We start from the raw sequence: 11,969 nt of genomic DNA, 5'->3' as shown, positions 1-11,969 counted from the left end.
TGCACGTTGCGCCAAGGCCTGCTATGCGGACTAAAGCTGATATTCATCGACGGCGATTGGCTTTGCGCGGCTTTTCCACCTCCCGCTTGCTATTGACCTGATACGCGATGCGACGCGCCCAGTCGTGAAGCTGTTTCTTGCGCCTTGGCGTCATTGGTTTCTTCAGCCTGGCGAACCGCTTGGAACTCTTGCTTTTAGCCGCCTTGGAAATGCGGGCATAGTCGCGTTCGGCTGCGCATGTAATGCTGTCCTTGGCCCATCTGGGCAAACGCCCTGCGGGTCGGTCGCTCGGCCTCCGGTATCGCCTCGTAATCAGCAAGGGCCAAATAGATCACCCGTGCAGTCGTGTTAACGTCCATGTTTGTACTCGTCCTCTACCATAGATTGTACAGCTGAGATAGGGTTTACTTTACCAAAGCAAAACCCTTTCAGGAGTAATTATCCTAAAAAATCAGATGTTTGGACAGTTTTAACGCTTTGGGACCTGTAAGATAAGGCGTATCCTTGGTGCGACGGAAACGGACGTAAACCCGATTGTGCAAGCGGAGCGTTCCCCGAATTCACTGAAGCATTTTGGCTTTGGTGGGATACAGAGGAGTTTGGTCCGGAACCTCAGACGATGGTCCCTGTGTGCTACCAAACTGACAACTGTATCACTGTCGCCGTTCGTGCAATGCACATGGGCTTTGACTGGAAAGAGGTGGTTGCACTTCAGGATGCCTTCCTAAAGGAGTTGGGTAAAGGCAATGAATTGATGGCAGCAGAATGACTGGCGATCGATTTCCTTCCGCCTACAGAGCTCAGTATGTAACTACGAATATCTATGCGTTCGAGGAAGTCGCGAAGATACCTAACGGACCCAACTGTTGGTTTGTCAGGTTTATAGATTTTGACAGAACTGAACTCGCCGCGTTTGCCGTCCGAATGTTCGGACTTGATTCCGACACGGAACACTTTTTGATGGATCGAGCCAGAGAAGTTGCTTCTGCTGCCGGGACACGCAGGCAAACCGACATCTATGCGTGGTTGCTAAACGCCTACAGGCGAGCCGAAGGAGAGGTAGAGAATTGGCATTTGGTAAGGGAGCCGAGCGAATAATCAACCTCTTGAATCTAAACAATGTCTTTGGCCTCTGTCCACTTCGGTGGGCGGAGGCTTTTCTTAAGGAATGCTTAAAGGCGCATAACCGCTATATCTAGTGGTTCGCGTAACAGGTTATAATTAAAGGGATTTATGGTGCTGCTGGAGAGAATTGAACTCTCGACCTCTCCCTTACCAAGGGAGTGCTCTAAATACGATGCAGTACGTTAGAGCACGCTGATTGCCTTATAAAATAAAGAAAATAGCAGCAAACGCTACGCTACAACTACAGTATCCTACGATAAAACGGTGGGGGCTGGGTGGTGGCGTAGTGGGGGCTGGTGTGTTACCAATCACTAATCACCAAGGGAACGACCAATGACCAACCAAACGAACGTGGTTCGCCTTACGGACCACAGAGAAGCGGAGAAGCAAACCCGTGTACGCGGCGACCGGGTCAATCTTACAACCAAACGAGTAGCTGCCTTGAAACCCGGTAAGGGTCCAAACGGCAAGCCAACCCGCACCCGAGTGGCCGACGCTGATGTTGTGGGCCTCTTTGTCATCGTGTCTGCAGGAGGCGGGAAAAGCTATGTTGTGCGCGGTAGGATCGGTAAAGGCCGTAGCCGCCCGAAGATAGACTTCCGGATCGGATCGACCGAGGCTGTATCTCTGTTCGATGCAAGGCAGAGGGCTAAAGCAGTAATTGCGCAGATGCAGTTGGGCATCGATCCGCGTCAGGCTTCGAATGATGAGATATCTGTGAAGGCGCTAGTAGACATTTATCTCCAACGCCAAAGAAGTAGAGGCATCGTCCGTATCGACAATCAGGAGCGCTGTCTGGATCGGCTCACCTTTGGTCTGCGCGAAACTCCAGCGCATCTGGTTTCGCAGGCCCAGTGGGCGGAAGCCCTTAACCGCATCCACCGCAAGTTCGGAATGGGTGCCGTGACCGACGCTCGTAAGTTTGGTCGAGCAATGATGCAGTGGGCGAATGGTGAAGGCATTCTCCGTAATTCTGAGTTGTTGTTGGTGCCTGCGCCTGAGGCAACCCGTGCGGAAAAGATCGCATCAAACAAGCGTAAGGAGACCCGTTGGACACTGCGTCGTATGGACTGGAAACGGTTCTGGGAAACCACCGGTGGGTTGTCGGATCAAGTATTCGCCGCCTATCTGCGCACGCTTGCTCTAACTGGCATGCGCCGAGGCGAGGCCTCAAAGGCACGATGGGAACATATCGATCTGGAAGCACGCACGTGGATTGTACCCGCCGAGCACAGCAAGACCGCCGTCAGTCACACTGTCTTCCTAGACGATCTGATGGTCGAGGTGTTGTCCGGGATACCAAGGCTCTGTGAGTTGGTGTTTCCGGGCAGGGGTGATGTGGAGATGTCTGGTTGGAGCCAGCGAGTTCACCAATTCAGCGATCATTACGGTGAAGACGTTAAGCTGCATGGGCTGCGACGTGGATATCGAACGGCACTGACCGAGCTACGCATTGACCGGGATGTGGCCGAACTCAATATCGGGCATGCGCGTTCTGGTCTGGATGCCTTGTACGATCATGCAGAGCTTGAAGAGCTTCGCCGTGAGGCGCAGGCAAAACTTGAGGCTGCTTGGATGGAGGCTATCCGGTGAAACCTTTGAGCCCGATGGAACTAAAGAAGAAGACCCGACAGATGGCAGCAGTGGAAGAATTCGAGGAGGCGCTTGACCGAACCGGAAACCTTCACCCACTTAAGCAGGAAGCTGCCACTGTCGGTGCCTTGATGTCCATGCTTAGCAAAATGTTTCCCGCAGGTGTCCATGGCTCAAGGCTGAATGCTGTCTATTCCATGGCTGAAGCGATGCTCGACAATGCGGCGCAGAAGAACTTTGTCGGATTTGGCGGGGAAGCCGCTGCTGCTTCTGACACCACACCCGAGTTCAGGAACATCAAGTTAGTTGCTGCTGCGGTTGCTCTGCAGGAGAGGGTTCCTTCGATTACCAAGACAGATGCTCAGCGTCGGGTGTCTCACTGGTCGAACGGCGCGGTATCAACCAGCACCCTTCAAAGGTGGTGGCCGGGAGGGGAACAGTGTGACCCTTGGCGAAAGGAGCAGATTGAGTTCCTCGCGGAAAAGGCGAAGGAGATGCTGGACGGGATGTCTGAGGCTGACGCGGAGTTGTGCGTGAAAGATAACGTGAAGCAATTGGTAAGCCGATTGGCGAAACTCCGGAAAAACATACTAAGAAAAACCCAGAACTCCCGTAAGTAACTGAAATCTAATTCTGGATTTGAGGTTGTAGCCAAGGGGTCTATCCCCCCTAAAATAGATGCCGAACTCAGTAACGAGGATCGGCTTTTGAACGTACCCGCCAAGCATAACTACCTGACTGACGCCATTGTCAGGATGAATTCGGAGATCACTGCCGAGATTGCAACGATCCCGAAAAGCCCCAAGCCAGACGAGATGTTGAACACCCAATATCTCGCCGACATGCTCATGGTCAGCCCGAGGACTTTGGAGGCATGGAGGTCGGAGGGGCGTGGCCCAAAGGTGACCCGGATCAACGGTGCAGTGCGGTATATGTACCGGCACGTTATTGAGTGGGTGCTTGAACAGAACCCTGATCACGATCTGAGCTTGGAAGCGGGAGAATGAAAAACGCCCCAGCCCTATTTGGGCCGGGGCTTTTTTTATCACCAAGGTCCCCAGCCGACCAAAGCAGGAGAACCTCTAATGGTTACATCTTTATCCAGAACTACGGAAAACAGCAACGACGCCGTCGGATTGAACCCATGAGACGTCGTGAGAGAGACGTTGCCCGTCTCGCCCGCCTGTTCGGCAGAACTGTAAGCCGTACCCGCAACAATCACCTGTCACTAAACCACCCATTCTTGGACCCGATCATCACGCCTTCGACGCCGAGCGATCACCGGTCCTTCATAAAGCTCCGCGCTGATTTGCGCAGGGCACATCGCCATTGAAAGGACAACAGTCATGGCAACACCGAAGCTCAACACAGCCGCAAAATCCTCTGGTGCCAACAAGGCCCTGATCCAATCTGTGAAGGACGAAGCGGGGGTAACCCACAGTGAGGCAGTGGAGGCGATCAACGCCTATTGCCTGAACGGTCACGCGGCTGGTGATCCTATTGATCCGACAAAGGTCGCGGCGCATTTGAAGGATGGGCCTGAAAAGCCGAGTGAAAAGGCTTCAGGCTTCGTCGCACAGGCCCGCGAAGCTGCTGGTGCTACCGCTCCCAAAAATGGTTTCGACATCCAAGCCTACATGGCCCAGATGAAAGAGACCGCCGAAGGTATGCTGGTAAAGGCTGGTCGCTACAATGCGACTATTGACGACGCACGCGTTGGGTCCGACGCGAATGACAGTGGACTGTTCTACGGCGTGCTGGATGTGAAGTTGGAAGGTGTACCCGAAGGGGTCGAGCCGATCCCGTTATTCGCCGCTGTTAACACTGACGACAGCCTGAAAACGGCTGACGGTGAGCTTGATACCGAAAAGTTTAGGGAGAACCCGCATATAGCGCGTCAGTTTCTTGCGGGTCTTGCCACGGTGGATAAATTGATCAAGATCGCCGGGATCGACGCCGACGAACTGGCCGACGTTGCCGATGCGGATGACCTGCTGCAAAGCTTTATTGGTACTGAGCTTTGCGTTGTTGTTGCGCGGAGCAAAGATCAGTACGGCCTGCCTGCAAACAAGATCAAGAAGATCGTTGGTCCGAAGAAATGACGACCCCGACCTATGCCTCTGCCGCGCCCCAGCTCGCAATGGCGGGCTGGGATCGGTTGATACCACTCAAGAAGAACGACAAGGCACCACGTTACCCCGGTTGGGAGATCGCAAACGAAGGGTCTATCCCGTCCGAAAAGTTTGATGCGTGGGTTAAGCGCGGTGCTTACGACGGTATTGGCTGTGCCTCTGGTGGTTGGGCGCTGGGCGTTGATTTGGATCATAAGCAAGCAGATCACGCCGCTGCTGTGCATGCTATTGCCGACGAATATCTCGGTCGTACTCCACTGATCCGCGTGGGTCAGGCTCCAAAGACCTTGCGTATATACCGGCAAAACGCTGATGACCGCATCCAAACCCGAACGCACCGTGACATTGATGTCGGTCTATACGGCACCACGGGTCAGTTTGTTCTTTACGGTATGCACCCGCTAACAGGCGCGCCGTATTACTACACCGAAGTCGAGCCATTAGAGATATCCCCCGATGATGTGCCGCTTGTCACGTCAGGACAGATCGACGCCTTCATATCGGAATTGCAACGGCTGAACCCAACTGAGACCCGGCACGACTTCGACGACGTAAGCGCCGGACAATTTAGTTTGTCAGCCGATATCGGCGCGCGGGTCGAAGATGCCCGGTTTTTGGACCCTGACCGGGACATAGCCGACGTCGTGGCCCAGATCATGCGTGAAGCCAGTCAACGGCACCCCACCATGACGGCTATCGTAGCTTACCTTTCAAGCGCTGGATGGGACGAAGAAGAAATCATCAACGCCATCGCTGAGCCTTACCTTGATCACTTTGTCGGTAACCCTCGCGAGGTCGCGAGCCGTTACCAGAAGCTGCTGAAATCAATCGACGGGGCGCTGGCCAAGGGCATCGCGACAGACCTGCCCTTGCTGGTTGCTAACACCGGCTTTTCCAAATGGGGCAGGGGGCTGCTGTAGCCGATGCCAACGCGCGTAATAATAGGCTGGGATACCGAATATCAGGAGGTCGATCCCGTAGGTATGGGACGGCCGAACCCCCTTGTTTTCAAAGGACCCAACAAGCGTGGCGGGCACAAAAGTCCTGAAGCGCGTTCTGTCGAAAAGTTCAATGAAGTTTTGGCTTATACGGTCTGTGTCCTGAACCCTGCGACAGGTGCGCGTACCACCTCCTGCATCGACGCGTGGAGCGATACAGGGTTGGGTGATGGTCCCTTTGCGGATTGGCGCAAGCGTCTAAAGATGATGAACCTGATCGCTGCTGCAATTGCGGGCGGTATTGGTGACGGAACTATACCCGCCGACCCAGATGGGTACTCGGTGATATTCGCCGCACATTACACCGCTGCTGACCTTCCTGCGCTATCTGATTTTGAGGAGCTAACGCAGTCGCGGGCGCGGTATTTCCAAACTGTGCGAAAGACGTACGCCACGTTGGAGCGGCCTATGAAGCGGTCTGTTAGGATCCTCGGTTTAGGACATCGTGTACCCGTCTCGGTGCGGCTGGTGGATACGATGTTGTGGGCACCGCAGACCCATAAGTCAGTATCAAAGCTCGGGGATGCGTTGGGCTTGCCCAAGATCGTTCTTCCACAAGGTGCTATACGAAATATGCGGCAGCTACTGATCGACGATCCAGACCTGTTCCGAGCCTACGCGATACGTGACGCCGAGGTTGCTGCCCTCTACGCGCATCGCTTTCTCCAGTTCACGAGAGACACACTGAGGCTTGGGAGCAAGGTCCCTGTCACGGCGAGTGGTGCTGGCGTTTCTTTCGCTGTTAGTGCGCTTGAGGCGTCTGGCATGCCCATACACCAAGTTGTGGGGCGGGATGAGGACGGTGAATATCTGCCCCGCGCTGTTGTTGTGAACCACAAGGCCGCTGAAGCGTTTCACGGCGCGCGTAATGAGACGTTTTGGATCGGTCCATCGCCCGAAGACACACCGCTCTACGATTGGGATTTGCCTAGCTGTTACCTGACCACGCTCAGCATGGTTGGTATGCCCCTCTGGGACCAAGCCGAAGAAACTGTTGACCTGTCCCGATTGGCCACAATGGACCACATGACCTACGCGAATGTGGATTTTTCATTCCCACTGGACACCCGGTTCCCTTGCCTGCCTACGCGTGGTGGTGAGAATGAAGGCCTGTTCTACCCGATATCTGGGAACTCGTGGTGTACCGGCCCCGAGCTTGTTGTCGCCCTCCAACTTGGTGCGAAGATCAACGTTATCAGCGGTGTCGTGCTGCCCATGGACATGACCCGTCGCCCGTTCTTTGACGTACTGGAAATGCTGCAGGGTATCCGCACCATGGAAAGTCGTGCTGGGCGTAAAGGGTCCGTTGAAGAGCGTGGAGCCAAAGAGATCGCAAACTCTCTGTATGGGCAGATCGCGCGCACTGTCAGTGGTATGCGGCTTGGAGGCAAACGCATTCGCGGCATTGATCTGCATGATGGATCACGCCCCGAGATACCTGAGAGCGCCATTACAAGCCCCGCCATTGCGGCTCACGTAACGGGGATCGCGCGTGCGGTGGTAAGTGAACTGATCAACGGGTTACCGCGTGACACCGCGATCATCAGCGTCACGACCGATGGGTTTCTTTCAAGCGCCAAGTTCGAAGACATCGACATCAGCGGTCCTGCCATGACGGCGTTCATGGACGCACGGCACCTTCTCGTGCCGGGAGATGCCCCATTGGAACTGAAACACACCGCCCAGCGTGTGCTGAGTATTCGCACACGCGGTGCTTTCTCAATCGATGGTGACCGCTCTGAAGCGCCCCTTATGGCGCGTGCGGGCAATAAGATGGACGAGGACGATCTGATCAGCCTTGTCGAGCGCGAGCTTACATCTAACGAGGCTGCGTGGGCTGAGAATGATTACTGGCTTCGGATGGCCGTTGAGCGTGAGTACGGCACCAAGGTGAAGCGCGGGCGTCTGCGCAGCATCATGGAACAATGGGAACTGCGTGGTGGTGACCTGACGCGTAAGGAAATGTCCGTTTCCGTGGCGCTGGAATACGACCATAAGCGTATGATCATGGACCCCGTGACCGAGTGGAACGGTCTGTTCGGAGCACCGACCGTCCCTTGGATGACAGCCTCCGACGCGCACAATGCACGTGCCTCTTTCAAGCTTTGGCGGCATGGACAGCAACGTGTCCTGAAGACGCCTACCGATCTTGATGACTACCGCAGATTTGCGGCCTGCAAGAAACCCAAGGCCACAGGCCGTGCGGCGCGGCCTGACGCAAACATCGACGCCCTTCGCTCTGCCGCCGTCCACGGGACATTTGGCCTTATCGGAACCAGTGAGGGAGCTTCTGATCTGGAGGCAGGCCGATGGAGCATTGTCGATATGGCCAAACTACTGACCTACGCGGGGTACCCGACCACGAAATACCAGTTGTACCGACGTGCCCAAAAACCCCCGCTAGAAGTTGCTCCCGATGTCTGGGATGTGATCGCCGTGCTCGCAGCCTTGGAGGATGTTGAAGAGGAGATTTGGGACGAAAATCCCAACCCGCTTCGGGTTTTTGATGAGGCAGTTCGCCTGGAGCCATGGTCAGAAACTGTCAAAAAACTACGCGATATCAATGTACATAGCGGGTTTTTGATCCAGTTCGTTTCGCCTATATATATGGAAAGGGAACTACCGAACTGCGAACTGGACCCTGAAGACACCCAGTTTACCGCAGGAGACCGTGAAGATGGCTGACATTTTCGCGGTAATGGCCGCTACCCCAGACCCCACCGAACGCGCTGATTTGATCGACCTGCTCGCCTCGGAGACCGACCGGCGAGGATTGATTGGCACTCGCCGATTTGCAGTGAGGCGAAGTGCCCATCGTATCTGGATCACGTTGATGTCGCGACGGATCGCCGACCTGTGGCGCGAAGAGCGGGGTGAGGTCACTGATCCTGCGCTGGGTGACCTGCACCAATTGGCACAGCGCCAAGTCGAGCGTGGCCGACACCTGCCAGTACAGGAGAATTGAATGCCGAAACGTAGCCTAACTGATGCTGCCCGAGCGCAACTGGATAAGCTTGACGCTGACCGTGAGACTTTGAACGACGCTATTGAAGAACACGAGCGGTTGGGAGGTGATCCTCTCCCACCACCATGGGGCGTCCTCTACGTGATCTCTGATGGGAGTGGATGTGTGAAGGTGGGGATATCCTCAAACATTCGCCGCCGTCTTACTGAGTTACAGATGGGTAATCCACGTCAATTGTCGTTGGAGTGGTATGAGTTCTTTCCCTTGCGCTCTGAGGCCCGTGACGCCGAAGTTGCCATCCAGGGTGCCTTGAAACGGCATGCTTCAGGTGAGTGGTACGAGTGTAGTGTGCGGCACGTTGATAAGGTCTACATGGCTCTCGACACTGACGATCACCTTATCGACCTGACCCCCTTCGACAGTTGCGAACTAGACAGTGAAGGCGACCCCAAACCATGGGCGCTGGCCGAGCGGGGATTGATCTGATGTTTTTGACGTATAGCGTGGACCTCCTGCCCGAGGCGAGTGAAGCTTGAGCGACGTTTCCGCCATACGCCGCCAATTTGGCATCAGTGCTTTGCAGTGGGATCGCGCAAAGAAGAAAGCTGCCCGTCGGTCCAAATCCCAGAACCCTCATCCTGGGCTGATCCTGATGATGTTCTTGGTTGAGATGAGAGACCTGAATGTTGAGCAGGCAATGGACGAAATCGAACGTGTCACCGGCGCGCGTCCACTGCCTTCACCCACTGCAACACTAGCGAAACTGGAGAAATCCTTATGGCGATGATGATCGTCACCACCGGCGTTTGCCCCGCGCCTCCAACCTTGGAGGGTCGTAAGATGGCGACACGAACTGAGAGATGCCGATGCCCGAGCTGTCAGGCTGAAACAACAGTCACGTTCTATGAGCATTCAGGTGGGTGGAAACCTGACGAAATACTGACAGCATTGCCTCCCTTCACTGATCGCGCTGGGCGCGTGCATTGTCGCGATTGTGGTGTCGCTGCTGCTTGGGTTCCGCATAGCCGAGGATACACCGCGCCGATCCAGTTGGACTTCTTCGGGGAGTTGGAATGATGGGGCTGATCGACGGCAACATCATGCTGCAGGCAGCGCCGCCAATGCCAATGCATATACCTATGCTTTCCCATGTGGGTGATCACCTATCTCATGACCTTGGAGGGGGAGACACCCGGATAGATTTCAGGTGACCACTGCCGGGGTGTTTTACCGGAGGCTTAGCTGAGCCCATGACGATTTTGAGTGAGGGAGGATTGAGGTGAACAAGCCCATAGACAGGTTCAGACGTCACAGCGTTGTTGGTCCCGGCAAGGAATGTAAAATCTGTCGCTGGCATCCTGAGGATCGGAAGCGGCTTGTTATGCGCCGTGTCGCGGGGGCATCATTCCGGGAACTGGCCTCCGAGTTTCCCGCGAATAAGGACGCGCTACGCACGCATCTCGTCAATTGTGAGGCAGCAAACATCGCCGCCCAAGAGGAGCAGCGGCATCGTGCAATCGACTGGTTACCGATCCTCGACACGTTGGCCGATGCCGGAGATGCTGCTGGACGCGCGATCCAGAGCGGATTTGAGCGGGGTGATGTGGCCTCTGCGCTGGGCGCGGTGGACAAGCTTTCTGAGAATGTGAACACGCGCCTCGAAATCGCGACCAACATTCGAGCACACGAGCACCGGCAGATCGCGGAGGCCTTGAGAGAGATTTCCGCTCACTTCGTCCATGCCGACCCGATCAACGCACCAGCGATTATCGACCAAGTTCTGCGGGACCGGGTGCATGCGCAAAATGCTCTCGGTGATGTGTTAAAGTCCAGCAAAGGAGCCGACACTGATGACGGATGAAATTATCTTAGATCGGGACCCTGTCCCTGAACCCGAACCGATTGTTGCCGCACTGGATGCTGCGGGCTTGAGCCATCTGCTGGCCAACAATGAGGAAACCTACCGAGCGGCGTTGTTGCGAGAAGCCTTAGCAACCTGTGACGACGCACCTCCAACAGACCCCGAAGCATTTGAACAGGCCTTCATTGACCTCGTGCGAAAGAGTGCTTTGCTGCTGAAACAATTGTCGGCTTCGCCTGACATGGAGTTGCCGGATCGTGGTACGCGGGGCTTCGACGCGTATGTTGTGCAGGAGGCTCTCCTCGATTTGTTATCAGGGGCTTGTTACCGTCTAGAATACCATCACCCACAGGGTGCGAATGACGATCCTCGTTGCCTTTACTCCGATGGGATGCACAGCGCCGAGGAGGAAAACGATGACGAACATTAAGCGCCTAGCGCCGGTCGAACCTGACGAGGATACAGATACCGCGTACTTCACCCAATTGGACATCGACGGCGTGATCACAGGTATTGCCGAGATGGCCGCGTTGACGAAGAGCTTCGCGCTGGACGAGGAAAACGACAAAGGTGTTCGGGTCGGAGCCGCTATTGCAACTGGCAAGTTGCTGGCAAGCGCAGTCCCTGCATTGAAGGTGCGAAATGACCTGTTCTCCGAAGACCTTTCCTTCATCAGGCGCGCCTTGGGAGATGGTGTCGGCCAAGACCTGACAGGCCGTCTACGTCACCGGCGTGCTGTCGCGCTGGCCGAACAACACGCAGAACGTACCGGTGTCAAAGTTACCGTCCGCGAACCCGAGCGCAAACTGTTGGAGTGACGCTATGACCGGCGAGGGGACAACTCATCTGGACGACAGCACGGAACAAAACACGCGGGATGTGGTCCGCGATATCCATCAAACCCTATCTGAATTTGCCGCCTTATGCCCTTGGGCATTCACGCCCGGTAGCGGTGCCGGTGTCCTGCGTGGGATGCAACTGTGTATCGAAACTGAATATGTTTGGGGACTAGACCGACAGCGTGACGAGGAACTGCGTCCCTTGCTTGAGGCGTGCAATGTCGAGGGCCCTGAACAGAAGATCAGGCACCGAAGATATCAAGCCCGTAGGAAGCTGGCTGTCTGGCTGATCCGACAACTGAGGGATGGCCGCATCCACAAGTCATGGTTTGAGATGTGGCCGGTAAAAACGGCGTATTGGATCGAATACCGAAACAAGGAATACAGCCAGCCGCCCCTGCGCGAGGGGCATCTGGATCATAGCGATGTCGGTGAGTATCGGATTTGCCGCCATTG

General features: G+C 55.4%; 13 protein-coding genes. 12 read left to right on the top strand and 1 reads right to left on the bottom strand.

Going from position 1 to position 11,969, the window contains the following annotated elements; all coding sequences use genetic code 11:
- Positions 1 to 194: 194 nt before the first annotated feature.
- Complete coding sequence (locus GS636_RS21555; RefSeq protein ID WP_171672624.1) at positions 195 to 359, bottom strand: hypothetical protein; 165 nt, start codon at positions 357 to 359, stop codon at positions 195 to 197.
- 1,099 nt (positions 360 to 1,458) lie between these two features.
- Here GS636_RS21555 and GS636_RS21550 point away from each other — a divergent pair.
- The 12 genes from GS636_RS21550 to GS636_RS21495 all read left to right on the top strand — a co-directional run bounded on the left by GS636_RS21550 (position 1,459) and on the right by GS636_RS21495 (position 11,492).
- Entirely contained in the window at positions 1,459 to 2,718 is a 1,260-nt protein-coding gene (locus tag GS636_RS21550; RefSeq protein WP_171672622.1) for an integrase arm-type DNA-binding domain-containing protein, read from the top strand.
- The gene (locus GS636_RS21545; RefSeq protein ID WP_171672619.1) at positions 2,715 to 3,338 is read left to right on the top strand and encodes a hypothetical protein; all 624 of its coding nucleotides are present in this window, start codon (positions 2,715 to 2,717) and stop codon (positions 3,336 to 3,338) included. Before GS636_RS21550 ends, GS636_RS21545 begins: the two co-directional genes overlap by 4 nt.
- Before the next feature lie 87 nt (positions 3,339 to 3,425).
- A complete protein-coding gene (locus GS636_RS21540) occupies positions 3,426 to 3,725 on the top strand; it encodes a helix-turn-helix domain-containing protein (protein ID WP_171672616.1) in 300 nt (99 codons plus the stop codon).
- 339 nt (positions 3,726 to 4,064) lie between these two features.
- A complete protein-coding gene (locus GS636_RS21535; protein WP_171672614.1) occupies positions 4,065 to 4,820 on the top strand; it encodes a hypothetical protein in 756 nt (251 codons plus the stop codon).
- A complete protein-coding gene (locus GS636_RS21530) occupies positions 4,817 to 5,770 on the top strand; it encodes a bifunctional DNA primase/polymerase (RefSeq protein ID WP_171672611.1) in 954 nt (317 codons plus the stop codon). Before GS636_RS21535 ends, GS636_RS21530 begins: the two co-directional genes overlap by 4 nt.
- A gap of 3 nt (positions 5,771 to 5,773) precedes the next feature.
- Entirely contained in the window at positions 5,774 to 8,533 is a 2,760-nt protein-coding gene (locus tag GS636_RS21525; protein WP_171672609.1) for a hypothetical protein, read from the top strand.
- Positions 8,526 to 8,813: a hypothetical protein gene (locus tag GS636_RS21520; protein WP_171672606.1), complete on the top strand. Its 288-nt coding sequence runs from the start codon at positions 8,526 to 8,528 to the stop codon at positions 8,811 to 8,813. The genes GS636_RS21525 and GS636_RS21520 overlap by 8 nt, the downstream gene beginning before the upstream one ends.
- Entirely contained in the window at positions 8,814 to 9,299 is a 486-nt protein-coding gene (locus tag GS636_RS21515; protein ID WP_171672603.1) for a GIY-YIG nuclease family protein, read from the top strand.
- A gap of 46 nt (positions 9,300 to 9,345) precedes the next feature.
- A complete protein-coding gene (locus GS636_RS21510; RefSeq protein WP_171672600.1) occupies positions 9,346 to 9,600 on the top strand; it encodes a hypothetical protein in 255 nt (84 codons plus the stop codon).
- Positions 9,601 to 10,092: 492 nt separating this feature from the next.
- The gene (locus GS636_RS21505) at positions 10,093 to 10,674 is read left to right on the top strand and encodes a hypothetical protein (RefSeq protein WP_171672597.1); all 582 of its coding nucleotides are present in this window, start codon (positions 10,093 to 10,095) and stop codon (positions 10,672 to 10,674) included.
- Entirely contained in the window at positions 10,664 to 11,104 is a 441-nt protein-coding gene (locus tag GS636_RS21500; protein WP_171672594.1) for a hypothetical protein, read from the top strand. Before GS636_RS21505 ends, GS636_RS21500 begins: the two co-directional genes overlap by 11 nt.
- Positions 11,091 to 11,492: a hypothetical protein gene (locus GS636_RS21495; RefSeq protein WP_171672591.1), complete on the top strand. Its 402-nt coding sequence runs from the start codon at positions 11,091 to 11,093 to the stop codon at positions 11,490 to 11,492. Before GS636_RS21500 ends, GS636_RS21495 begins: the two co-directional genes overlap by 14 nt.
- Positions 11,493 to 11,969 lie beyond the last annotated feature (477 nt).

The organism is Ruegeria sp. HKCCD4884 (genome assembly GCF_013110855.1).
Taxonomy (GTDB): domain Bacteria; phylum Pseudomonadota; class Alphaproteobacteria; order Rhodobacterales; family Rhodobacteraceae; genus Ruegeria.
Note: the sequence above shows the minus strand (reverse complement) of the source record. Positions and strands in the feature narration are given on the sequence as shown.

What these genes read in the sequence shown, in the direction of transcription:
- GS636_RS21550 (WP_171672622.1), top strand. Translation starts at nt 1,459, where the DNA reads ATGACCAACCAAACGAACGTGGTTCGCCTTACGGACCACAGAGAAGCG.
- GS636_RS21525 (WP_171672609.1), top strand. Translation starts at nt 5,774, where the DNA reads ATGCCAACGCGCGTAATAATAGGCTGGGATACCGAATATCAGGAGGTC.
- GS636_RS21530 (WP_171672611.1), top strand. Translation starts at nt 4,817, where the DNA reads ATGACGACCCCGACCTATGCCTCTGCCGCGCCCCAGCTCGCAATGGCG.
- GS636_RS21535 (WP_171672614.1), top strand. Translation starts at nt 4,065, where the DNA reads ATGGCAACACCGAAGCTCAACACAGCCGCAAAATCCTCTGGTGCCAAC.
- GS636_RS21515 (WP_171672603.1), top strand. Translation starts at nt 8,814, where the DNA reads ATGCCGAAACGTAGCCTAACTGATGCTGCCCGAGCGCAACTGGATAAG.
- GS636_RS21520 (WP_171672606.1), top strand. Translation starts at nt 8,526, where the DNA reads ATGGCTGACATTTTCGCGGTAATGGCCGCTACCCCAGACCCCACCGAA.
- GS636_RS21500 (WP_171672594.1), top strand. Translation starts at nt 10,664, where the DNA reads ATGACGGATGAAATTATCTTAGATCGGGACCCTGTCCCTGAACCCGAA.
- GS636_RS21555 (WP_171672624.1), bottom strand. Translation starts at nt 359, where the DNA reads ATGGACGTTAACACGACTGCACGGGTGATCTATTTGGCCCTTGCTGAT.
- GS636_RS21495 (WP_171672591.1), top strand. Translation starts at nt 11,091, where the DNA reads ATGACGAACATTAAGCGCCTAGCGCCGGTCGAACCTGACGAGGATACA.